This window comes from Alloalcanivorax venustensis ISO4 (assembly GCF_015356855.1).
GTDB lineage: Bacteria > Pseudomonadota > Gammaproteobacteria > Pseudomonadales > Alcanivoracaceae > Alloalcanivorax > Alloalcanivorax venustensis.
The window spans coordinates 1-22,235 of record NZ_ARXR01000039.1; the positions used below are offsets into that span (position 1 = coordinate 1).

Consider the following 22,235-nt stretch of genomic DNA (forward strand, 5'->3'; position numbering starts at 1 on the left):
GTTAGGCACCATAGAATCTCCCACAAACCCCTCAGCGGGCGAAGGCGGTGACGGCGTCGGCGACGGGCTGGTCGCCGGACAGCAGGTCGAACTCGCGGCCGGCGGTGGCCGGGTTTTCGAGCACCGCCTGCAGCACCGCCGCCACGTCCTGGCGGGGGATCTCGCCGAAGTCCTCGAAGCGTTCGGCGAGGCGCACCTGGCCGGTGCCGTCGTCCTCGGTGAGCTTGCCGGGCCGCACGATGGTGTAGGCCAGCTTGCTGGCGCGCAGGTGGTTGTCGGCGTTCTGCTTGGCGATGAAGTAGTGGCGCATTTTTTCCGGGCCGCTGTCCGGCTCGTCGGCGCGCATGGAGCTGACGATCACGAACCGCTCCACGCCCATGTCCTGGGCCTGGTCGATCAGATTGATGGCGCCGTTCTGGTCCACGTCCACGGTTTTTTCCGGGCCGGTGTGGGGGCCGGAACCGGCGGTGAACACCACCGCGTCACAGGTGATCAGCGCCGCCCGGCAGTCGCCTTCCAGGTCCGCCACCACCACTTCGTCGGCGCCCAGCTGGCGCAGCTCCCACTCCTGGGCGGGGTCGCGGACCATCGCCCGGCAGATATGCTCACTGTTCGCCAGGCCGCGTACCAGATGGCGGCCAATCTTGCCGTTGGCCCCGGCAATCAGGATTTTCATCAGGGTCTCCTTCACTCCGATGGGCTCTCACCCTAGGAGGATGGGGATTTTGAAACAAGCTTCAAGCTACAAGCCGCAAGCTATAAGCACCCACCTCCGCGTCGGGCAGGGTCTGCTTGTAGCTTGAAGCTTGCGGCTTGTAGCCGGTTATCACCAGCGCTGCGGGACACGCTGGATGCGGCGGGTGTCGTAGCCCCGGTCGGCGGCGATTTGAATCAGCCGCTGCAGGGTGTCCTCGGACAATTCCGGCTGACGGGCCATGATCCACAGATAGTCGCGCTTCTGGCGCCCGATGAGGGTGGTGCGGTAGGCATCGCCCACGTACAGCACCCGGGAATCGGCGCGGAACGGCCAGATAAACCGCATGCCCCAGATGGCGTTGCTTTCGTCGCTGACAAAGCCGGTGGGCGTCATGGTTTTACGCTCACCGTCGAAGCTGTCTTCGTTGAAGGCGAAGGTGACGCCGATCTTGTCGTCAGCAAGCCGCTGATAGCTTTCCACCGCGTTGTGGGCGCCTTTTTCCGGCGGCGTGGGAATGTTGGCGATCACATACCAATCGCCCATGAAGCGGTCCAGGTCCAGCTCATCCACGGTCTCCACCGGCGGACGGTCGGGGCTTAACTGACAGGCGGCCACCAGCGCGGCGGCGGCCAGAATCACGATGACGGTGCGCATGGCATCTCCTTGGCTGCGCGCTCAGTGTCGGAGAGCCATGGCGAATGGCGGGTGAAGACGACGGTTCAGTGATCGCCCAGCACTTTGAAACGGCGTTGCAGGCGAAAGCCCTGGTCGTCCACCAGCGTCAGGGTGTGCCAGCCCGGCGAGGCCCGCAGCGCCCACTCATGGAAGTGGTCGGTGCGGCCCAGGTACTGGTCGTCCAGGTGCCAGAACAGGCTGGCGCCGGGCCGTTCGTGCACCACCCGGAACACCGCCCGGCCGCGCTCGCCGCCCAGTTCCCGGGGAATGAACAGTCCGGCGCCGGCGTGGGGGTAAATCACCGCCATCGGCGGCGTGGTATCCAGGGCCCGGGCGCCGGCGGCGCAGTCCGCCCGCCAGGCCGGCAGGGGCCGGTAGTCCGGGTGCCGCTGACGGTAAAACCAGGCCTGCGCCGGCGGCAGCACGAACCAGTCCCGCGAGCGCATGTTGGCCACCGATTCGCAGCCGCTGTGCACGCGCTGGCCGTTGGCGTCCAGGTGCACGCGGCGGTGATGCGGAGTAACGGTCTGGAAGTGGCTGTGCAGAGGCGCCAGTGTGTCTTCCGCCCGGCAGCGGCCACCGGCCAGGTAGCCGTCGTCGACACAGGCGCGCACGGTTTTCAGATCGTTGAGCGGCGGCGCCGGCCAGGGTTCGGTGCCGAGCAGGCTGAACACGTCCAGCATCAAGGGCGCGGCGGTGTCCGCGCCGCCCAGGTGCGGCGCCGGTTCGCCGTTGCCGTTACCGGCCCACACGCCCACCGTGTAGCGGCCGTTGCTGCCGATCGCCCAGGCGTCGCGCAGTCCGTAGCTGGTGCCGGTTTTCCAGGCGATCGGCTGGCTGGAGCGGTACAGCCGCCATTGCCGGGCGGTGCCGGGCCGCGCCACCTCGCGCAGGGCGTCCAGGGTGAGCCAGGCGGCGCCGGGGCTGATCGGGAACGGCGCCGCCACCGGATGCACGCCGGACAACAGCGCCGCCGGCGGCGCGGCGCCGTCCCGGGCGGTAGCGATCAGCCGCGCGTAGATGCCGGTGAGTTCCATCAGGGTGCCTTCCGCGCCGCCCAACACCAGGGTCAGCCCGTAGCCGTCGGCGGGCCGGAACAGCGTGGTCATGCCCAGCGCCCGCAGCTGATCGTGGAACCGGCCCACCCCGTAGCGGCGCAGCATGCGCACCGCCGGCACGTTCAGGGAGCGGGCCAGCGCCTCGTGGGCGGGCACCGCGCCGCGGTACTCGCGGTCGAAGTTTTCCGGGCTGTAGCCGCCGTAATTGGTGGGCAGGTCGGACACCAGGGTGCCCGGCAGCAGCTGCCCGGCGTCCAGCATCGAGCCGTACAGCAGCGGCTTGAGCACGCTGCCGGTGGAGCGCGGCCGGGCGGCGATGTCGACGGCGGCGCCGTAGGTGAGCGGGTCGCCGTGATTGACGTTGCCCAGGTAGGCGCGCACCGCCATCGCCCGGTGGTCGATCACCACCACCGCCAGGTTGTGCACGCCCTGGCGCCCCAGCCGCTGGCCGTGGTGGTCGGCGAGGTCGCGCACCCGGCGTTGCAGGTCCGCGTCCAGGGTGGTGCGCAGCAGCGGCGCGCCGCCGCCGGCGGTGAGCGTATCCAGCAACCGGGGCGCCAGCGACGGCAACGCCTGGACCCGGGGCAGCGGCTCGAGACGGGCCAGGGCCAGGTCGTCCCGGTCCAGAGCGCCCTGCTCCCGCAGCGTTTCCAGCAGACGGTCGCGCTTGGCGCGCAGCCGTTCCCGGTCGCGCCCGGGATGAATCAGCGCCGGGCTGTTGGGCAGCACCGCCAGCAACGCCGCTTCCGCCCAGCTGAGCTGCTCCGGCGGCCGCTGAAAATAGCGCCAGGCGGCGGCGCGCAGGCCCACGGTGTTGCCGCCGAACGGCGCGCGGCTGGCGTACTGGCGCAGGATCTCGTCCTTATCCAGGTGCCACTCCAGCTGCAGCGCCAGCACCGCTTCGCGGGCTTTTTCCGGGAAGGTGCGCGGCGGGTCGGCGCGCAGCAGGCGGGCCAGTTGCATGGTCAGGGTGGAGCCGCCGCTGACCACCCGGCCGGCGGCCAGATTGTCGCGGGCGGCGCGCAGCACCGCCACCGGGTCGACCCCGGGGTGATAGAAGAAGCGCCGGTCCTCGAAGGTGAGCAGCGCCCGGCGATACTTGTCCGGCACCCGCGCCACCGGGGCGAACCGCCACTGCTGGTCGGCGGCGATGCGCGCCGCCAGAGGCCGTCCCTGCCGGTCCAGCATCAGGGTGGCGTAGTCGCTGGCCGTGAGCGCGGCGGGCAGCGGCGCGAACTGCAGAAACGCCAGCCCGGCCAGCAGCGCCAGGGCGGCGCCGCCCAGCGCCCACCGACGACGGCGGCCCGGAAAACGCCCCTTAATCGCGGATCACCTCCACCCACTGGCCTTTATTGCGGGCGCGGGTGTCGCCCTGGTACATGGCCTCCACCTGCCAGCCCGGCAGATAGAACCGGCCGGCGAAGGTGGCGTTCAGCCCCAGGGTGTATTCCCGCGCCTCGCCGGCGGCCAGCGAGAAGTAACTGAGCACCCGGTCGTCGCGGATGTCCCGGTAATCCAGCGGCGCCGCCTGCTCGTCGCCGGCGAGACGGCTGTCGGTGATCTGCCAGCCGGACGGGATCACCTGGGTCAGGGCCAGGTTGTCCAGGTCGCGGCCGCTGTTATTGACGACGCGCACCCGGGCGCGGAAATCAGTGCCCTGGGACAGGCTGCCCGGATCCAGGGGCCGGCCGTCCAGGGTCAGGAAGCGGGCCTCGATACCGAGCCCTCGGGCGGCGGCCTGTTCCTGGCCCGGCGCCGGCGTGCCCCGGGTGGTCACCGAGGCGAACAGGCCGCGTTCGCTGTCGTTGCGCACCGCCAGCTCGACGCCCTCGCCGTCCAGCGACAGGTCCTGGCGGAACACCGGCGCCAGGGATTGGATTTCCTGCCAGTCGCCGTCGCCCCGGCGCCACGCGAACCGGTAGCCCTCACCGGCGTCGCCGGAGCCGGCGAAGCGGGCCATGGCCATCAGCGCCCAGGCGGTGCTCTGGGTGGAATACCACTGCTGGGAGGCCAGCCGGCCGGCGATCGCCTCGGCCTGGCGCCAGGCGCCGTCGCTGTCGCCGCGGGCGTCGCGCACCAGCAGCTCGATGGCCTGGTCACGCAGCGCCGAGCCGTAGGTGGGGCCCGGGCGGTCGTAGTTCGAGGGCGCGTCGGCGCCAGCGATCAGTTCGCCGGCCACGTCGTTGAGGCCCATCTGCTGGTAGGCGGCGGCCAGCAGCCAGCGCGCGGCCTGGTAGCCGGGCCGGCGGCTGTCGCCGTCCGCCCGGGCGGACAGCGCTTCCCGCAGCCGGTTCTGGGCCCCCACCTCCGGCTCGCCGGCCAGCGCCAGGGTGTAAAGGCGGTAGGCCTGGCCGGCCCACTGCCAGGGCTGGCCGCCCGGGTTGCGTCCCACACGGCGTTGGTAATCGGCCCAGTCTTCCAGCATGCCGGCGGGCACCGCGAAGCCCTGACGGCGCGCTTCCAACAGGAAATGGCCGGCGTAGGAGGTGCCCCAGTCGTCGGCCACGGCGGCCCCGGGCCAATAGGCGAAGGCGCCGTCGCCGAGCTGGAAGCGGCGCAGCCGTTGGATGGCCGCTTCCACGTTGCTCTGAATGCGGGCGCGCTGCTCGTCGTCGAGGGCGATCAGCCGCGACAGATAGAGCTGCGGCAGGGCCGCCGACACGGTCTGCTCCACGCAGCCGTGGGGATAGCCGAGCAGGTACTCCAGGCGGCGCTCCAAGCCCATGGCCGGCAGGCTGCTTACGGTCAGCCGGCTTTGGTTGGTGCCGGGCAGACCGTGGGCGCGGTGCCGCTGCGACCAGGTCTCGCCGGCGGCCAGCAAGCGCCCGGCGTCACGGACGGTGGGCGGGTTGGCGGCGCGCACCGGCAGGTGCACGGTTTCGCTGGCGCGGTACCCCTCGCCCTCATGCTCCTTGGCGCGGGCGGACACGGTCACCGTGGCGGTGCCGGTACGCTGGTCGGTTTTCAGGCCCAGCTCGGCGATCCGTTCGCCGCTGTCCTGGAAGTCCAGTTCGGCGCCCTGCTCGTCCGGCCGGTCGCTTAACGCGATCGGCCCGTCCACGTCGGCGGACACCGTTACCGGGCCCAGGCCGTCCTCGGCGGCGAACAGGGTGACCGGCAGGGCCAGGGTTTCGCCCGGCCCCAGCACCCGCGGCAGGGACGACAGCAGGGTCAGCGGCTGAGTGACGGTGACGTTCTTGTCCGCCTCGCCGTAGGCGTGGCCGTCGCCGGCCACAACCATCACGCGCACCTGGCCCATGTAGGCGGGCAGTTCGATGTCGTGATCGGCGGTCTCGCCCTTGGCCAGTTGGAAGGGCCCGCTGAAACGGACCACCGGCGGGAAGCGGCGGCGCTGTTGCTCGCTGCCGTCGCGCAACGCGTCGGAACCGCCCAGCGCCAGCATCTGATCCAGTTCGCCGCCGTAGGCGCCCACCACCTGATCGAACAGGTCCCAGGTCAGCACGCCCAGGGCCTCGCGCTGGTAGAACGCCCGGTGCGGGCGCGGCGTGGCGAAACCGGTGATGCCCAGCAGCCCCTCGTCGACCACCGCCAGGGTGTAGGTCATGGGCCGCCCGCGGCGCTCGGACACCGCCACCGACAGGGTGCTCTCCGGGCGCACTTCGCTTTCCGCGCGGATGTCCGGCATCAGGCGGGTGGCCGGGTCGTCCACCAGCAGCGGCGCGATGCCGTAGAGGCGGATCGGCCGGTCGTTGTCGCGTCCGGCGTGGGGCTGCAGCAGCGCCACGTTGACATAGACGTTGGGCGCCATGGCGGCGGTGACCGGCACTTCCAGGGTCAGGGTGTCGCCCTGCTCGCCGGCTTCCAGCCAGTAGTGGTCGAGCACCCGGGCGCCGTTTTCCAGGCTCACCAGCAGGCGGCCCTGGCCGCTCACCGGCACCTGCACGCGGGCGGTGTCGCCCACCTGATAGTGGTCCCGGTCGGTGCTCAGCGACAGCCGGGTGGCGGCGTCCCCCTGGGCGCCGCGTTCGCCGCTCCAGCCCAGATAGACGGTGCGGCTGACGCAGTGGCGGCCGTCGCTCTGGCAGACCCGCAGCAAGTGCCGGCCCCATTCGTAATCGGCGCCGGCCAGGGTCCACTGCGCGCGCCCGTCGGCGTCGGTGGTGAGGGTGTCCTGGCGCAGCTTTTCGGTGTGCGGGTCGCTGATGAAGTTGGTCAGGTTGTCGTCGCCGCGGTCCCACCACCAGCGCCAGTCGATGCGGTACAGGCTCAGGGTCAGGTCGCGGCCGGCCTCGGGCTTGCCGTCCCGGTCCAGCGTCAGGAAGCCGATCTCGTGGTCCCGGTCGCGGCCCAGGGCGCCGCCCCAGCCGTCGCCTTCCGGCACGCGCATGCCCACCCAGTGCCGGTAGGGGCGCACCGGTACGCGGCGCACCTGGGTGCTGTAGTCGCCGCTGTTTTCGAACACCCGGGTGGTGAGCGTGGCGGCGGCCATGCCCGGCGGGGTCAGCTCCGGCAGATCGAGCGGGAAGCGCGCGTCGCCCTGGTTGTCGAGCTTGCCTTCAAAGGCCGTGAACGGCTCGGCGCCGAGGCTGCGGGTGGGGTCGTCGAAGGCGAAGCCGTCGTAGCCTTCAAAGGTAGTGGCGGCGTTGCTCAGGCTCGCTTTGACGTCGGCTTTCAGGCCGCCGGCGCGGGCGCCGTTGAGCCACTGGCTGTGCAGGGTCACCGGGTTGGCGGTGCCGGCGTCCAGGGCGTCGGGCAGGTCCAGCTCGATGCTCAGCCGGTTGGGTTTGATCGCCTCCACCCGCAGCGGGGTATCGAAATAACGGTCGCCGATGCGCGCCACCGCGCGCCAGTTGCCGGTGGGCGCGTCCTCGGCGGTGCTCAGGGTGAAGGTGTAGAACTGCCCCACCGGCTCGCTGTTGGTGTATTCGGCCACCTTATCGCCGCGCGGGTCGAACCAGTCCAGGGTCAGCGGGTGGTCGTCGGGAATGCGGTCGTCGGCGTCGTCGAGCATAAAGGTGAGATGGATGTCGTCGCCCGGGCGCCACACGTCCCGCTCGCCGTAGAAGAAGCCTTTGAGGCCGTCGCGCACCCGCTCGCCGCCGGTATTGAACTGGTTGGTGGGCAGCGCCTGGTTGCGCGCCAGCTTCAGGTAGCCGCGGTCGTCGCCATGGTGGGCGACCAGATAAAACGGTGTGCCGTCCACGCCCAGGGTGGCTTCGCCGTCGCTGTTGGTGGTGCCCTCGGCGAGCTGCTGGTGCTGGTAGTTGTGCACGGTGACGCGCACGCCGCTGGCCGGCGCGTTGCTGTCCAGATGGGTGGCCACCACGATCAGCCGGTCGTCCTCGCCCTGCTTGGCGATCAGCCCCAGGTTGGAGGCCAGGAAGGCGCGTGAGGATTCGGCGCGCTCGTTGTACTGGTAGTAGGCGTCGGCGCAGGGGTTGTCGCGCTCCTGCCAGCTCAGGTAGCCGGCGTTGTCGTAGTAGCGGCGCAGGCGGTCGTCGCCCTCGCCCTGGCCCGGCCCTTCGAAGTTGTCCGGCAACTCGGCGGTGCGGCTCGGCCCCTCGCCCTGGCATTGGTAGTCGATGGTGTCGGCGTCGATCTTCAGGGTCAGGCGCACCAGGCCGTTGGGGTGGCGCGCCATCAGTTCGCTGAGGTCCAGCCGGTAGCGCTGCCAGTCGCCGTCGCCGTCCGGCGGCAGGCTCAGCGTCTTTTGCCACAGGTAGCGGCCGTGGCGGGTGTCCGCGTAATCGGCGTCGAGGTCGTTGTTCTGCAGATAACCGGCGATGTTGTCGGCGAACACTTCGAACGCCTGCACCTTCACCGCGCGGGTGCCCACCGCCTCGAACGGCACGCTGAGAGTTTCGCCGGCGGGCAGGATCACGCCGTCGCCGACGAAGCGAACGCCGGGTTTGGCCACGCGCAGCACCAGATCCTGGCTGAACTCGCGGTCCAGGCGGGCCCGTGACGCGCTGCGCAGGCCGGCGCCGACGGTCAGAGTTACGGCGCCGTCGTCTCCGGTCTCGCCGCCGGGGTAAACCAGCAGCCGGCTGCCGTCGATGCGCACGCGGGCCTCCTCGCCGTTGACTCGCACCAGACCGGCGGTGTCCTGGCTGCCCATCAGCGGCTGCGAAAACTGCACGCGGATATGCGGCTGCGGGTAACTGAGGGTGCGCGCGGCGGTCACCTGGAAGGCGCCCTCGGCCGGTACCGGGTACTCCCGTTCACCGCTCTCCTCCACCGCCAGCGGCTCGCCGTCCCAGCGCAGCACCACCGGCGCCGGTTCGCCGTCGCGGCGAATACCGCCGATCCGGAACCCGTGGCTGAGCCCGGCGGCGCCGTGGTGCCATTCAATCTCCAGGCGCCGGTCCGCCTGGGTGGCGGTGACCGCCGACTGGACCGCCAGCGGGTCGGCCTGATCGGCGGTGGTGAGCTCGCCGTCCAGCCGCATGCGGGCCGGCGCCTCGTCCACCGGCGCCAGGGCATCCACCCGCAGGCTCAGTTGCTGGCGCAGTACGGTCAGCGGCAGTTTCAGCGGTGGCAGGCGGTCGTCGACCCCGGACAGCTCCTGGGGAAACAGCGTCAGCGTCAATTCCCGGCCCCGTTCCAGCGGCGCGTCGGGGCGGATTTCCAGGCGGTCGCGGTCGGTGAACACCGCCTTGAAACCGACCTCCGGCGCCAGACGGGCGACGCCTTCGGCGGGCTGTTCCAGTGCCTCCTCGGCGACCACCGGGTGGGTGAAACGTACCACCAGCGGCGCCCGGGCGCTCACTGCGCCGGTGGGCCAGCTGTCCAGGTGGCTGCGCCAGCGGCTGTCCATGGGGGCGGCGTCTTCGCCGTCGCTGGCCGGGGAAGAGGTTGGCGGGGAAGTCTCCCCGCTGGAGGACGCCGGGCCGGGTTCCTCGGCGGTGTCGCAGGCCAGCAGGGAGAGGGCCAGAAACAGCACGCCTAAGTGTTGTAATCGCATTCCTTTGACCGCCTTGGGCTTATTGTTACGGGGCACGTTTTGTCACGGGGAGAGTGTTTCCGGAAAAGGTAGCACAGTTGCCAAAGGCCGCCCTCCTCGCACAAGGTAAAATCGTACTGAAATGCAGCGGGACCCGCGCCCCATGACACAGACCGCGCCATGAAGAAAACCGTATTGGCGGTTGCGCTGATCGCCCTGGCGGCCACCGCCGGCCTGGCGCTGTGGCCCGAAGACCCGGTGGCCGCCCGCTGGCAGGACTACCTGGCCCGCCTGGAACGCCTCACCCGGCAACCGGTGCCGTCGGCGGCCGCCCTGGAGCTGCGGCCCTACCCGGGCAACGCGGCGCTGCGCCGCCCGCTGCCGGACCTGCGTACCGGGCTGCTCAACTATCTGGGTTTGCGCCATTGCGACCTGATGTCGCTGGTCAGTGAGCGCAACAGCGCCCTGGGCAAGTTGCGCAGCGCCTCCCTGCGGCTGGATTACGAGCTCACCTTTATTGAGCGAGGGCAACGCTGTCTGAACGGCGCAGCCCTGGAAGACCCGGAACTGATCGGCCTGTTGGAACGCACCCTGGAGGTAAAGCGTGACAGCCTCGGCGACCTGTTCTGGAACGCCACCTGGGCCAGCGATGAGTTGCGGGGCTTTCTGAACCAGTCGCCGGGCCCGGCCGGCGATTCCGCCCGGGGCCTGGAAGCCCTGGGCGGCCTGGCGAGCGCCGGGCGGGCGCTGCGTGAGTCGCCGCCGCCGGATGCCCTGCCCGACCTGGAACGGCACCTGGCCACCCTGGCCGGTGGCGCCGCCGGCGGCGCGGTGCTGCGCGAGATCGCCGCCGCCCGGGTGGCCCTGGCGCAGGCTCTGGGCATGCTCGAGTCGCTGGACGAGGACAGCCTCTGCCCGCGGGGCCGGGCCAGCCAAAGGGCGCGCTACCTGCGCAACCTTTTGGATAGCGTCTACGGACAGGAGGTACAACCGTATCTGGCGGAACTGGACCGCCGCCAGCGCCGTCTGGGCGAGCGCCTGCGGGCGCTGCGGGCCGCCAGCAGCGGCACCAACCCGGCGCTGGACCGGTGGCTGGACCACTACTTCGGGCCCCGGGGCCAGTCGGCGCGCCTGGACCGGGCCTTGCGGGCCCACACCGAGCGCTGGCAGACCGTGCTCGGGGCCTGCGGCCTGATGCCCGGCGGCGGCTGATCAGCGACGGTGAATTATTGGCCAACGAAGCGTTTGTGAACGGCTGTACAGCTAATGTTTTTGAAATCGGTCACAGACATACTCTCATTCGTCGGCGAGGTCCCATCCGTCGACTAGCGGAGTACTGCTCCGTGATAGCTCTCCCGAGCCAAACGATTCATCGGCGTCCTCTGGACGCCGTTTTTTTTGGGTGGCTGATGGAGACAAGAGCATCGCCTGTCACAACATGCGGCTGTTCTTGCCGAACTGGCTGCGCAGGAAGGCCATCTGGTCGCCGCGGATGCGGTGGCTGTTAATCAGCGCCAGGTATTCCGCCATGTTCGGCACATAGGGCAGCGCCAGCAGTTCCATGTTGATCTCTTCCGGCAGGCGGTCGCCTTTGTGCTGATTGCAGCGCCGGCAGGCGGCGACCACGTTGAGCCAGTTGTCCTTGCCACCCCGCGAGGTGGGCCGGATATGGTCGCGGGTGAGCAGAGCCTCCGGGTAGGGTTTGCCGCAATACAGACAAAGATGCTGGTCACGACGGAACAGCGCGCGGTTGGTGAGCGGTGGGCGGGTGCGGCGGCGCGGGCTGGCGATGCCGTCGCAGGCGATGATGGAGTGCAGAGACAGCCGTGACCGGTCGCCGGTCAGGCGGCACATGCCGCCGCGCAGGTTGTAAATCACGTCGCCCAGGGTCCAGGTCACCAGACCCCGGGCGTAGAGCACCGCGGCGGCCTGCCAGTCCAGCCACTCCACCGGCGTGCCCGCCTTGTCCAACCGCAAAATTCGCTCACTCATAGGCACCTTCGCCTGTTCCGACGTTTTTTCTTCCGCGTTCCGCGGAGTCATGAAAGTCTTTAAGCGTGACGATTCTGCGACAGGGGGCGGGCGGCGGTGAGAAAAGGCACCGGCGCCAGGCCTCGAAAGCACGCGCCGGCGGGTGGCGCGGGTACTGTCCTGATCTCTGATTAATCGACCCCGGCCAGCTAATCAGAAAGCAGGTAAAGAAAAACGGCTGCCTGAATAATAAACAGCCTTAATCCGGGTCCGCAACCGTGATTACCGTTCAGAGGGCCGCGCGTGTTGCGGCTGAGCGGAAAAAGAAGGCAGTTCATAGCAGGCTTCGGCGACCACGCCGGTGTTGTCGGTGTCGGTCATGATCGCCACCGCGTCCACGCTGTCCACTTCCATATCATGGAAGCGCTTGAAATCAGCGGCCACGTCACGGCTGAACCCGCGCCACGGCCCGGCTTGGCCGCCCGGCCCCTGGACCACCACCATTTCCGCTTGCCCGGCATAGGGGTTGGGCCAGTGGCTGCCCGGCGGGTGCGAGCGCGACCAGACGTAATTGATCGCCCGGGTGCGCCAGGGCACCCAGCCCTCCTTGATCACATAGACCCGCGCCAGAAAATCATCGCCCTGCTTGCTCTGCTCGTCCGCCGCCGACCAGGCCGGCGTTTCAGCGGCCCGCCAGCGCCAGTTCAACCAGGGCGTGCGGGCCAGATTCACCGCCTGTTCGCGCACCAGACCCGAGGCGCTGGCTTCCGCCCTGGCCCGCCAGCAACCGGCATCGGTGAGCCGATAGCGGGTCTCGCCCTCGAAGGCCACGTGCCGCCAGTCCGGCGGCGGCTCCGCATTGGCCGTGGCGCGGATACACAGGGTCAATAACAGGAGCGCGCTACAGGCTATATACTGGTTGAAATAGGCACTGAACATAGGCGAGCGGCATGCAGTTTGATTATGTGATCGTGGGCGCCGGCTCCGCCGGTTGCGTCCTGGCCAACCGGCTGTCCGAGAATCCCAACACCCGTGTTTGTCTGCTGGAAGCGGGCCCCGCGGACAACAGCCTGTTTATTCGCATCCCCGCCGGGATCATCTGGCTGATGCGCTCCAACGCCCGCAACTGGCGCTATTACACGGTACCGCAGAAAGCGCTCAATAACCGTGAAATCTATATTCCCCGCGGCAAGACCCTGGGCGGCTCCTCGGCGGTGAACGCCATGTGCTACACCCGTGGCCACCCCTGGGATTACGACCACTGGGAGTCGCTGGGTAACCCCGGCTGGGGCTATAAAGACGTGCTGCCGCTGTTCAAGCGTTGTGAACACTACGAGCCCGGCGGCGAAGGCCCGTTCCACGGCGTCAACGGCAACCTCAACATCTCCGAACTGAAATTCCGCCACCCGGTCAGCGAGGCGTTCGTGACCGCCGGGGTCCAGGCCGGCCACCCGGCCACCGATGACTTCAACAACGACACCCAGGAAGGGATGTCGATGTACAAGGTCAACCAGAAGGACGGCGAACGCTGGGGCGTGGCCCGCGGCTATCTGCACCCGGCCATGGAGCGCGACAACCTGACGGTGATGACCGGGGCGCTGGTGCACCGGGTCCGCTTCGACGGTAAACGCGCCACCGGTGTGGAGGTGGAGCACAAGGGCGACATGCATACCATCGAGGCCGGCGAGGTGATCCTGTCCGGCGGCGCGATCAATTCGCCGCAGTTGCTGCAGCTGTCCGGGGTCGGCGATCCACAGGAACTGAAACGCCACGGTATCGATCCGGTGCACGAGCTGCCCGGCGTCGGCGGCAATCTGCAGGACCACCCGGACGTGCTGGTGATCCACCGCAACCGGCGCCGCGACACCTTCACCATGGGCTCCTGGGAACTGCCGTTCACCGGCGCCAAGGCGGTGTGGGATTTCTTCACCAAACGCAGCGGCCAGTTGACCTCCAACGTGGCGGAGGCCGGCGGCTTTATTAAATCGCGGCCGGAGGAGGAGCGCCCGGACCTGCAGCTGCATCTGACCGCCGCCAAGCTGGACAACCACGGTCTGAACTGGATGTTCAGCATGGGCCACGGTTACTCCGGCCATGTCTGCATTCTGCGCCCGAAGAGCCGCGGCACCATCCGTCTGCGCGATGCGGACCCGCGCAGCCCGGCGCTGATCGACCCGCGCTTCCTGGAGCATCCGGACGATATGGAAGGCATGGTGCGCGGCGTCAAGGCGATGCGCGCGATCATGGCCCAGGACGCACTGGCGCCCTGGCGGGGCGAGGAAATCGCCCCCGGCGCTCATGTACAGAGCGATGAGCAGATTCGCGCCTTCCTGCGCCACAAGTGCGACAACATTTACCACCCGGTGGGCACCTGCAAGATGGGCGTCGACGACCAGGCGGTGGTGGACCCGGACCTGAAAGTGCACGGCCTTGAAGGCCTGCGGGTGGTGGACGCCTCAATCATGCCGACGTTGATCGGCGGCAACACCAATGCGCCCACGGTGATGATCGCGGAAAAAGCCGCCGACAAGATTCTCGGCGTCTGATTTCATCGCACTGTAACGCCCTCCTCCCAGACTGCGTTCCCTGCAATGGGGAAATCCGTCCGGGGAGGGGGCATCATGAGTGGCGAATCGTCACCACGGGCACAGCTCGTGGAACTGCTGTGGCAACTGAAACAGAACTACGATCAAAGCGGCGACGGTTCGCTGCGCTTTATCCACTTCAATACCCTGCTCAACGACTCGCAGTACCGCGCCGAGGTAATCGAGAAGGCGCTGTCCAGCGAGCACCCGCGCATCCGCGAACTGGGCCGCAAACTGAAAGCGGCCAACCGCCAGGGCGGCCTGCTGCATAAAACCAGCGCCCCTGCCACGGCCGGCGGCGACACCGCCCCCACCCCTGCCCGGCCCGCGCCCCGGAACGCCACGCCACAACGCTCTTCGAACTTATGGTGGCTGGGCCTGGGCACGCTGGTGCTGGTGGGGGTGATCACCGCCGGGGTGTTGTTGCAGCCTTCCATCGGCGGCCTGCTGTCCGGCCGCCAGGTGGTGGCCGGGCCGCTCACCGGCGAACACCGCTGGTCCACGGACCGCACCTGGGTGCTGAACGGCATCGTCTATGTGGAGGACGGCGCGCGTCTCACCATTGAGCCGGGCACCCGCGTTGAAGGCCAGCCGGGTTCGGCGCTGGTGATCACCCGCGGCGCCAGCCTGCACGCCGCCGGCAACGCCGATATGCCGATCGTGTTCACCAGCGGCCAGCCGCAAGGCACCCGCGCCGCCGGCGACTGGGGCGGCGTGGTGCTGCTCGGCTCGGCGCCGGTGAATCAGGCCGACGCGCACATCGAAGGGGTGCCGGCCAATGATACCCGTGGCGCCTTCGGCGGCGACGACGCCGACGGCAGTTGCGGCGTGATTGAGTACGCGCGCATTGAATTCGCCGGCTTCGAGGTCTACGCCAATAACGAACTCAACGGCCTGACCCTGGGCGGCTGCGGCAGCGGCACCATCGTCCGCCACGTGCAGGTGCACCGCTCCCTGGACGACGGCGTGGAGATGTTCGGCGGCACCGCGGACCTGCGCCATGTTCTGATCACCGGCGCCGGCGACGATTCCCTGGATTGGGACTGGGGCTGGCGCGGCCGGGTCCAGTTCCTGATTGCCCAGCAACACCCCAACAGCGGCGACAACGCCTTCGAAGCGGACAACAACGGCAATCAGCACGACGCCGAGCCGATGTCGGAACCGGTGATGTACAACGTCACCCTGGTGAGCCCGCGCAGCCACACCCGCCACCACCGCGCCATGACGTTGCGCGAAGGCACCGGCGGGCACTTCCACAATCTGTTCATGCACGGCTTTTCCGGGGAAGCGGTGGACATCAAGGACGCGGTGACGGTGGGCAACCTGGACAACGGCCGTCTGTCGTTCGAGGCCCTGGCGATCAACGACATCGGCGGGCGCGGCATCCGCTTTTTCGAGGACGAAAGCGGCGACGCGGACGATGACGGCGGCCTCGATGAGGCCGCCTACTTCCGCGACACCGTGGGCGCGCGTTTTGGCGTGGACCCTCAGTTCAGCCGCGACGTGAGCAGCACCGTGAACCCGGACTTCGCCCCCGGCGGCACCTCGGGCCTGCGGGACGGCGCCGTGGCGCCGCCCCAGGGGGAGTTCTGGGACGAGTCCGCGCTCTATATCGGCGCCATTCGGCCCGGCGCCGCCCGCGACTGGACGGATGGCTGGACCGACTTTCCGCTGAACTAGCGGACCACGGCGAAGAACACGCCGCCGTCGCGGTTAATGCGCAGCAGCAGCGCGGCGTCCTTATCCGGCACGGCTGCGCGTAACTGCTCCAAATTGTTGACGTCTTGACGGTTGACGTTGACGATCACGTCGCCGCGTCGCAGACCGGCGCGCCAGGCGGCGGAACTGCGCGCCACGTTTTCCACCAGTACACCGCGCTGGACGTGGTCGAGCTCGCCTTCGCGCAGGTCACGCAGGCTGGCGCCTTGCAGGTGCGACGAGACGCCGTCGCCGGCATCGGCGCCCAGGCCGGATTCGCTGATCTCCGCGGTAACCGTCTTGCGGCGGCCGTCACGCTGAATGGTCATCTCGATCTTCTCGCCCACCGGCGACAAGCCGACTTTATTGCGCAGGTCCGAGACCCGGTCCACCGGCTGGCCGTCCACTTCCAGCACCACGTCGCCGGCCTTGAGGCCGGCTTCATCGGCGGCGCTTTCCGGCAGCACATTGGTGATCACCACGCCCTTGCGGCGCTCCACCTTGAAGGCGCTGGCCAGTTCCTCGGTGAGATCCTGAATGGTCACGCCGAGCACGCCGCGGCGCACTTCGCCGTGCTCGATCAACTGGTCCATCACGTTCACCGCCATGTTGGTGGGGATGGCGAAGCCGATGCCCACATTGCCGCCGGCGGGGGCGAGAATGGCGGTGTTGATGCCGACCAGCTCGCCGTTGAGATTGACCAGCGCGCCGCCGGAGTTGCCCGGGTTAATGGAGGCGTCGGTCTGAATGAAGTTCTCGTAGCCCTCGATGCCCAGGCCGGTGCGGCCCAGCGCCGACACGATGCCGGAGGTCACCGTCTGCCCGAGACCGAAGGGGTTGCCGATGGCGACCACGAAATCACCGACCTTGAGGCCGGCGGAATCGGCGATGCGGATTTGCGTCAGGTCCTCGGCGCTTTCCAGTTTCAGCACCGCCAGGTCCACTTCCTCGTCCAGGCCCACCAGTTCCGCGGACAGCTCACGGCCGTCGATCAGGGTCACTTCGATGTTGTCCGCGTTGCGCGCCACATGGGCGTTGGTGAGCACGTAGCCCTCATCGGCGTCGACGATCACGCCGGAGCCGGCGGACACCGCGCGGCGGCTGGGCGCCTGATCCGGCATGTCGAAAAAGCGGCGGAAGAACGGGTCCTGCATCAGCGGGTTCTGGGCCGCCCGCACCCGGGTTTCGATGGCGATATTGACCACCGCCGGGGCGGTCTTTTCCACCATCGGCGCCAGCGACGGCAGCTCCTCGCCGCTGGCGATACGCGTGGGCAGCGCGGCGCCGGCGGACGCCGACAGCAGACTCATCAGAACCACGGCGCTAATCAGATCGAGAGGTCTTTTCAGAACGGTGCGCAAGGTCAAACCCTCCTGTGAATCAACAGTGCGTAACCGAAGCTTCGACCGATGGCCCGGATCAGGGTTCCGAAGCGAAGATTCTCACCCGGTTGTATTCACCGGCTTCGCCCAGGTCCGGCCAGGTGGACGCCTGCCAGGTGCCGAGCAACGTCAGCCCCGGCGGATCAAGATCGGGAATCCGCGAGTCCGCCAGCAGGATCGGCAGGCCGCTGCGGTGGAAGCGCTCCAGCAGCGGCAGGTTGTCCCGGTCGTAGAGAATGTCCGCGGCGCTGACGCAGTCCGCCTCGGACAGACAGGCCTCCAGGTCGTCGCTGAGCGCCACCTGTACGCCGTTGAGCGCGGCGTTGGCGGCGGTGGCGGCGAGCGCGTCCGGGTCCAGGTCGCAGGCGATCACCCGGCGCGCGCCGGCCAGCGCGGCGGCGATGGCCACCACCCCGGAGCCCGGCCCCACATCCACCAGGGTTTTGCCGCGCACCCACTCCGGGTGCGCCAGCAGATGCCGCGCCAGCACCTGGCCGGAGGCCCAGCACAGCGACCAGTACGGCGGCGCCTCCATCAGGGCGTTGGCCACCTCCTGGTCGAGCCGTTCATCCACCAGCTCGTCGAGCAGCCACAGCCGCAGCGCCGGCACCAGGGGCAACGGCGTGGCCAGCAGGCGGATGTTGGGTAGCAGGCGGTTCAGGCGTGCTTGAAGGTCGAGGGGCGGTTTGGGATCAAGCGTCTTCGCCACGGCGGACAGCCTCGCTGAGTAGAAAGTCGAAACGTCGCGGTTCGGCGATGCGGCCTTCGTCATCCAGGGCCGGGTACGGCACGCCGTAACGTTCACAATAGGCCGCCAGGCGCGGGTGCGCCCAGCGGAAAAAGGCGTGCTGGTAACGGGCCTCGCTGAGCCGGCGCTGTTGGTAGAGCCCGGCCGCGCGGCGCTGCTCGCAGGCCTCGGAGAGAATGATCGCCGCCGCCACGCTGACATTGAACGAGGACACCATGCCCATCATCGGAATGATCACGTGCTGGTCCACGGCGGCCACGGTGCGTTCGGTGATGCCGAACTTCTCGGTGCCGAACAGCACCGCCGTGGGGCGGGTGAAATCCACCTCCCGGTACGGCACGGCGCTGTCGGAAAAATGCGCCGCCAGCACCTGCTGCCCCTGGGCCCGGGCGGCGGCCACCGCGTCCGGGCCGCTGTCGTGCTCATGCACATAGACCCAGCGCTGCGAGCCCATGGCGCTGCTGGCCGAGACCCGGGCGCGGTTTTCCGGCAACACCGCGTGCACGTCGAGCACGCCTACCGCGTCGCAGGTGCGCACGATGGCGTTGATGTTGTGCGGCTTGTGCACCCCTTCCAGAATCACGGACAAGTCCGGCTGGCGTCGGTCCAGGGCGGCGCACAGGCGCCGGTGTCGTTCCGGGGTCATCGGGTCTCCATGGATAGCGGGCACAACGGCGGTGATTGTAGCATCGCCGGGCGCCACGGGCGGACAACGCCATCGGCCTTGAGGCACACTAACCCCCTTTCAACGACAGCAAACACGGAACGAGGACCGTCCATGAACCAACGGGCATTGCCGCTGGCCGGCGTCAAAGTGGTGGAACTGGGGCAACTACTGGCGGGCCCCTTCGCCGGTACCCTGCTGGCCTATTTCGGCGCCGAGGTGATCAAGGTGGAGCCGCCCGGCGGCGACCCGATTCGCGGCTGGCGCACCCTGGACGACACCGGCACCTCGTTCTGGTGGCGCAGCCTGGGCCGCAACAAGCGCTCCGTGACCCTGGACCTGAAGAGCGACGCCGGCCGCGAGCTGGCGGCGCGCCTGATCGACGACAGCGACGTGCTGATCGAAAACTTCCGCCCCGGCACCCTGGAAAACTGGGGCCTGGGCCCGGAACGCTTCAAGGAGAGCAATCCGGGCCTGATCTACACGCGCATTTCCGGCTACGGCCAGGACGGCCCCTACGCGGACAAACCGGGCTATGCGTCGGTGTGCGAGGGCATTGGCGGCCTGCGCTACGTGAACGGCTTCCCCGGCGAGCGCCCGGTGCGCCCCAACCTGTCCCTGGGCGACACCGTGGCCGGTCTGCACGCGGCCCTGGGCATCGCCCTGGCGCTGCTGGAGCGGCACAGCAGCCAACAGGGCCAGGTGGTGGATGTGGCACTGTTCGAATCGGTGTTCAATTTGCTGGAAGCGGTGATCCCGGAATTCGACGGCGCCGGCGAGATACGCCAACCCGCCGGTTCCACCGTCACCGGCATCGTGCCCACCAACACCTACCGCTGCGCCGACGGCAAATACGTGATCATCGGCGGCAACGGCGACTCAATCTTCAAGCGCCTGATGACCACCGCCGAGCGTCCGGACCTGGCCGAGGACCCGCGGCTGGCGAAGAACCCCGGGCGGGTGGAGAACGAAGCGGAAATCGACGGCGCCATAGAAGCCTGGTGCGCCACCCTGCCCAGCCCCGAGGTGCTGGCAAAGCTGGAAGCGAACCGGGTGCCCTGCGGCCCGATCTACAGCGCCGCCGACATGATGGCGGACCCGCACTTCCAGGCGCGCGGCCTGTTCCAGCAGGTGGAGATCAACGGCGCGCCGCTGAAAATTCCCGCCATTATGCCGCGCCTGGGCGGCACCCCCGGCGGCACCCGCTGGCCCGGTGGCGACGCCGGCGGCGACACCGAATCCGTGGCGCGCGGCGAGCTGGGCTTGTCCGAGGAAGAATTCCAGCGCCTGAAAGCCCAGGGCGTTTTCGGCGCCTGAACTCTCCAGCTACCGCTGGGAGAGCTGGCGGTAGAGGTTGTCCATGACGCGGGCGGCGAGCAGTCGGGCGCGGTCGGTGTTGGGGCCGCTGAAGTGGTCCTGCAGATTGGCGGTGAACAGCGCCAGCCAGCGCTCGTGGTGGGCGCCGGTGAGCGGCTGCTTGTCGTGCACCGCGCGGTGCTTGGCGATCATGTGACGATCGTAGGCGGTGTCGCCGAGCAGCATCTTCTTCCAGTAGGCGGCGATCAGCGGCAGATGCTTGTCGAGATCGATGCGCGCCACGTCCAGAAACACCGGCGCCAGCAGCGGGTCGTCCAGCACCCGCTCATAGAACCGATCCACCATCTCCTCGATGCGCGCCGGGCTGTCCAGGTCCGGCTTGTCGTCGCGCCGGGCCGGCGCTTCACCGGGGACGAACCGCTGCGCCACGGTCACCAGCGGATACGCCCGGTGAGGATGTCCTTAAACATCACGAAGTCACCGGCCAGGCTGTACCAGGGGTGCTTGAAGGTGGCCGGGCGATTGTGCTCGAAGAAGAAGTGGCCCACCCAGGCGAAGCCGTAGCCCACCACGGGCAGCAGCAGCAGACCCCACGGATTGCCGGTGATGATGACGCCGGCGAGGACCGCGAACAGCCCCAGGGTGCCGAAGAAGTGCAGCCGCCGGCAGGTGGGGTCGGTGTGCTCCTGCAGGTAGTAGGGGTAGAACTCCTGAAAGCTCTCGAATCCGGATTGCTTGATCTCGTTCATGGTGCTCACCTCTTGCCGCTACGTCTTTATTATACGCTGTTCCGACAACTGGCAGAGCCGCCGCCGGAGTGGTTGTTTCAGCCATTGTCCACGATTGGCGGCCATGGACAATGGCCGGATCAACCACGGATACCGGATTGCCCATGGCCCTACGCCCCCGCCTCAGCCGCCTTCTTTCCCCGCAACGCACCCCGATCCCCCGCGATCTGGCGTCGATCACCGCCCGGGGCAGCGAAGCGCCCGCCGCCGAGGCCGGGCTGGACGACGACCGGGTCGAGGCGATCTGGCGGGCCACGCGGCGGCTCTACCGGGGCGGCATGAGCCCGGGCATCGCGCTGAGCCTGCGCCGCCGGGGCAGCGTGTTCCTGGACCGGGCAATCGGCTACGCCGACCCGGTGAGCGAGCGCCTGCTCACCACCGAGACCCCGGTGTGCCTGTTTTCCGCCTCGAAATCGATCACCGCCATGCTGGTGCATCATCTGGCCGAACAGGGCCAACTGCATCTCGACGACCCGGTCAGCCGCTACCTGCCGGCGTACGGCTGCCACGGCAAGCAGAACACCACCCTGCGCCATATGCTCACCCACCGGGCCGGCATTCCGCGCCCGGAGCAGGCGGTGGAGCCGGACATCCTGTACCGGCCCGACGAGATCGTGAAGCTGCTCTGCGAAGCCCGGCCCAGCACCCTGGGCAACCAGTCCTACCACGCCATCACCGCCGGGTTCATCCTGGGCGCGGTGGTGGAGAAGGTTACCGGCGAGGGCCTTAACCAGACCCTGGACCGGGTGGTGCGCCAACCCATGGGCATGCGCTACTTCACCTTCGGCGCCACCGGGCCGGAGCGGACCCGCGACGTGGCCACCGGGGTACCGATGAAACTGGTGGACCTGTTTCTGAACTACGCGGTGGGCGGCACTTTCGATGAGGTAGTGGAAGTCACCAACGACGAGCGCTTCCAGCAGGCGGTGGTGCCCGCGGGCAACCTGTACGCCACCGCCGAGGAGGCCAGCCGCTTTTTCCAGATGCTGCTCAATGGCGGCCGCTGGGGCGACCGGCAAATCTTCAAACCGGAGACGGTGGCGGCGGCGCTGGCGCCCGCTTCGCGGCGGCCCCGGGTGGACCGCACGCTGATGCTGCCGCTGACGTTCTCGCCGGGCTTTATGCTGGGCAATCGCGGTATCGGCCTGTTCGGCCCGGCGGCGCCGCGCGCCTTCGGGCACCTGGGGTTCATCAGCATTTACTGCTGGGCGGACCCGGACCGGGATCTGGCCGGCGCCCTGTTGACCACCGGCAAGGGGCTGATCGGGCCGCATATCCCTGCCCTGCTTAACCTGCAGTACACCATCAACCGCCACACCCGATAAGTCGCGGCGCTCGGTTCTCTCCAGCCTGGGTCGCGGGTCTGTGTTAGGCCCTTCCGGGAACGTCGTGAATACGTCCCTGTAGACTCCCTGTCGAACGTCCTGTTCTCCAGGGTCCCGGAAGGGCCTAACACAGACCCGCTCCGGGGGAGATTTTGAGGCTCCGGGTTATCGCTGGCGCCGAACCTTTCTGAAAAGGTCCTGGGGGTGTTATGTCCCGTGGCGGTTCCGCTGCAAAGTGAGCGGGGCAATGGTGGTGCCTGGAGGGAGCTGTTTGGCCAGGGAGGGCCAAACTAACAGCGGCCAGGGATGGCTTGAGCGGTCCCGGAAGGCACCACCATTGCCCCGCGTCTCCGATACGGAGCACCGAACACCTGAAGAACCAGCGTCTCTGAGATACTGCGGGGCAACCTTTGCCGGGTGGCT

General features: G+C 68.6%; 16 protein-coding genes. 5 read left to right on the top strand and 11 right to left on the bottom strand.

What is annotated here, in order from left to right; all coding sequences use genetic code 11:
- Positions 1-31 precede the first annotated feature (31 nt).
- The 4 genes from ISO4_RS14920 to ISO4_RS14935 all read right to left on the bottom strand — a co-directional run bounded on the left by ISO4_RS14920 (position 32) and on the right by ISO4_RS14935 (position 9,355).
- A complete protein-coding gene (locus ISO4_RS14920) occupies positions 32-676 on the bottom strand; it encodes an SDR family oxidoreductase (RefSeq protein WP_194856724.1) in 645 nt (214 codons plus the stop codon).
- A 150-nt stretch (positions 677-826) separates the two neighbouring features.
- Complete coding sequence (locus tag ISO4_RS14925; RefSeq protein ID WP_194856725.1) at positions 827-1,351, bottom strand: lipocalin family protein; 525 nt, start codon at positions 1,349-1,351, stop codon at positions 827-829.
- Between the two features lie 65 nt (positions 1,352-1,416).
- Positions 1,417-3,753 (bottom strand): penicillin-binding protein 1C, encoded by a 2,337-nt coding sequence (pbpC, locus tag ISO4_RS14930; protein ID WP_323745394.1) that lies wholly within the window; start codon positions 3,751-3,753, stop codon positions 1,417-1,419.
- The gene (locus ISO4_RS14935; protein WP_194856727.1) at positions 3,749-9,355 is read right to left on the bottom strand and encodes an alpha-2-macroglobulin family protein; all 5,607 of its coding nucleotides are present in this window, start codon (positions 9,353-9,355) and stop codon (positions 3,749-3,751) included. The genes pbpC and ISO4_RS14935 overlap by 5 nt, the downstream gene beginning before the upstream one ends.
- 159 nt (positions 9,356-9,514) lie before the next feature.
- Between ISO4_RS14935 and ISO4_RS14940 the strand changes: the two genes are divergently transcribed.
- A complete protein-coding gene (locus ISO4_RS14940; protein WP_194856728.1) occupies positions 9,515-10,546 on the top strand; it encodes a DUF3080 family protein in 1,032 nt (343 codons plus the stop codon).
- 219 nt (positions 10,547-10,765) lie between these two features.
- Here the strand turns inward: ISO4_RS14940 and ISO4_RS14945 are convergent, their stop codons facing one another.
- Both ISO4_RS14945 and ISO4_RS14950 read right to left on the bottom strand, forming a co-directional pair.
- Entirely contained in the window at positions 10,766-11,326 is a 561-nt protein-coding gene (locus tag ISO4_RS14945; protein WP_194856729.1) for an HNH endonuclease, read from the bottom strand.
- Positions 11,327-11,587: 261 nt separating this feature from the next.
- A complete protein-coding gene (locus ISO4_RS14950) occupies positions 11,588-12,193 on the bottom strand; it encodes a DUF3047 domain-containing protein (protein WP_228548174.1) in 606 nt (201 codons plus the stop codon).
- Between the two features lie 62 nt (positions 12,194-12,255).
- Between ISO4_RS14950 and ISO4_RS14955 the strand changes: the two genes are divergently transcribed.
- Together ISO4_RS14955 and ISO4_RS14960 are read left to right on the top strand one after the other, a co-directional pair.
- Positions 12,256-13,851 (top strand): GMC family oxidoreductase, encoded by a 1,596-nt coding sequence (locus tag ISO4_RS14955; RefSeq protein ID WP_194856731.1) that lies wholly within the window; start codon positions 12,256-12,258, stop codon positions 13,849-13,851.
- A 75-nt stretch (positions 13,852-13,926) separates the two neighbouring features.
- Positions 13,927-15,570: a hypothetical protein gene (locus ISO4_RS14960; protein ID WP_194856732.1), complete on the top strand. Its 1,644-nt coding sequence runs from the start codon at positions 13,927-13,929 to the stop codon at positions 15,568-15,570.
- Here the strand turns inward: ISO4_RS14960 and ISO4_RS14965 are convergent.
- From ISO4_RS14965 to trmH, 3 genes are all read right to left on the bottom strand, one after another.
- A complete protein-coding gene (locus ISO4_RS14965; RefSeq protein ID WP_194856736.1) occupies positions 15,567-16,898 on the bottom strand; it encodes a DegQ family serine endoprotease in 1,332 nt (443 codons plus the stop codon). The genes ISO4_RS14960 and ISO4_RS14965 overlap by 4 nt on opposite strands.
- A 109-nt stretch (positions 16,899-17,007) precedes the next feature.
- Positions 17,008-17,679: a 50S ribosomal protein L11 methyltransferase gene (locus ISO4_RS14970; protein WP_323745392.1), complete on the bottom strand. Its 672-nt coding sequence runs from the start codon at positions 17,677-17,679 to the stop codon at positions 17,008-17,010.
- Entirely contained in the window at positions 17,663-18,364 is a 702-nt protein-coding gene (gene trmH, locus ISO4_RS14975; protein WP_194856734.1) for a tRNA (guanosine(18)-2'-O)-methyltransferase TrmH, read from the bottom strand. The genes ISO4_RS14970 and trmH overlap by 17 nt, the downstream gene beginning before the upstream one ends.
- Before the next feature lie 132 nt (positions 18,365-18,496).
- Here trmH and ISO4_RS14980 point away from each other — a divergent pair, with 132 nt between their 5' ends.
- The gene (locus ISO4_RS14980) at positions 18,497-19,699 is read left to right on the top strand and encodes a CaiB/BaiF CoA transferase family protein (protein WP_142948602.1); all 1,203 of its coding nucleotides are present in this window, start codon (positions 18,497-18,499) and stop codon (positions 19,697-19,699) included.
- 9 nt (positions 19,700-19,708) lie between these two features.
- Here the strand turns inward: ISO4_RS14980 and ISO4_RS14985 are convergent, their stop codons facing one another.
- Both ISO4_RS14985 and ISO4_RS14990 read right to left on the bottom strand, forming a co-directional pair.
- Positions 19,709-20,134, bottom strand: coding sequence for a group III truncated hemoglobin (locus ISO4_RS14985; protein ID WP_323745393.1), 426 nt, complete (start codon positions 20,132-20,134; stop codon positions 19,709-19,711).
- A complete protein-coding gene (locus ISO4_RS14990; protein ID WP_142948601.1) occupies positions 20,131-20,448 on the bottom strand; it encodes a DUF962 domain-containing protein in 318 nt (105 codons plus the stop codon). Before ISO4_RS14990 ends, ISO4_RS14985 begins: the two co-directional genes overlap by 4 nt.
- 143 nt (positions 20,449-20,591) lie before the next feature.
- Here ISO4_RS14990 and ISO4_RS14995 point away from each other — a divergent pair, with 143 nt between their 5' ends.
- Positions 20,592-21,812, top strand: coding sequence for a serine hydrolase domain-containing protein (locus ISO4_RS14995; protein ID WP_194856735.1), 1,221 nt, complete (start codon positions 20,592-20,594; stop codon positions 21,810-21,812).
- Positions 21,813-22,235: the final 423 nt, after the last annotated feature.

Bases quoted from the DNA above. Each gene is read 5' to 3' on its own strand.
- ISO4_RS14995 (WP_194856735.1), top strand. From the start codon at position 20,592: ATGGCCCTACGCCCCCGCCTCAGCCGCCTTCTTTCCCCGCAACGCACC.
- ISO4_RS14940 (WP_194856728.1), top strand. From the start codon at position 9,515: ATGAAGAAAACCGTATTGGCGGTTGCGCTGATCGCCCTGGCGGCCACC.
- ISO4_RS14980 (WP_142948602.1), top strand. From the start codon at position 18,497: ATGAACCAACGGGCATTGCCGCTGGCCGGCGTCAAAGTGGTGGAACTG.
- ISO4_RS14925 (WP_194856725.1), bottom strand. From the start codon at position 1,351: ATGCGCACCGTCATCGTGATTCTGGCCGCCGCCGCGCTGGTGGCCGCC.
- ISO4_RS14965 (WP_194856736.1), bottom strand. From the start codon at position 16,898: ATGAGTCTGCTGTCGGCGTCCGCCGGCGCCGCGCTGCCCACGCGTATC.
- ISO4_RS14960 (WP_194856732.1), top strand. From the start codon at position 13,927: ATGAGTGGCGAATCGTCACCACGGGCACAGCTCGTGGAACTGCTGTGG.
- ISO4_RS14920 (WP_194856724.1), bottom strand. From the start codon at position 676: ATGAAAATCCTGATTGCCGGGGCCAACGGCAAGATTGGCCGCCATCTG.
- ISO4_RS14945 (WP_194856729.1), bottom strand. From the start codon at position 11,326: ATGAGTGAGCGAATTTTGCGGTTGGACAAGGCGGGCACGCCGGTGGAG.
- trmH (WP_194856734.1), bottom strand. From the start codon at position 18,364: ATGACCCCGGAACGACACCGGCGCCTGTGCGCCGCCCTGGACCGACGC.
- ISO4_RS14935 (WP_194856727.1), bottom strand. From the start codon at position 9,355: ATGCGATTACAACACTTAGGCGTGCTGTTTCTGGCCCTCTCCCTGCTG.
- ISO4_RS14990 (WP_142948601.1), bottom strand. From the start codon at position 20,448: ATGAACGAGATCAAGCAATCCGGATTCGAGAGCTTTCAGGAGTTCTAC.
- ISO4_RS14955 (WP_194856731.1), top strand. From the start codon at position 12,256: ATGCAGTTTGATTATGTGATCGTGGGCGCCGGCTCCGCCGGTTGCGTC.